1 protein-coding gene is annotated in these 406 nt (G+C 38.7%); it reads left to right on the forward strand.

Annotation, left to right across the window (positions count from 1 at the left end; translation table 11 throughout):
- Positions 1-115 precede the first annotated feature (115 nt).
- Positions 116-406 (forward strand): site-specific integrase (locus A3761_RS08380; RefSeq protein ID WP_068750107.1); only part of this gene is annotated, 291 nt, incomplete at its 3' end.

The following is a 406-nucleotide window of genomic DNA, read 5'->3' on the forward strand; positions in this document are numbered from 1 at the left end:
TGTCTCAGGCTGGTTAATAGCAGTGTCCACGATAAAAAAGATAATAATTATAAGAGATCAACACAAGGAAAGTGAAGAAGCATATAGGTCTCTATAAGCAGTAAAAGGAATCAATATGAGTACAGCAGTTGCATTGGACGAATGTCAACCGGGGTTGTCAGTAGACTTGGCTGAAGCGGTAAAGCACCAACATTTGAGTGCCAGAACCATTCATACTTACCAGCACTGGATTACGCAGTATTTAGCTTATTATGATTTGCGGAGCCCGCGTTATTTAAGTGAATCTAATGTGAAAGAGTTTTTACGCTATTTGGTAAAAAATATGTCTCTTTCCCGCGCGCGCTTGAATCAAGCTCGAGAAGCACTATTATTCTTATATGAAAAGGTTTTAAAGAAGCCTTTGAAA

The organism is Oleiphilus sp. HI0123 (assembly GCF_001635315.1).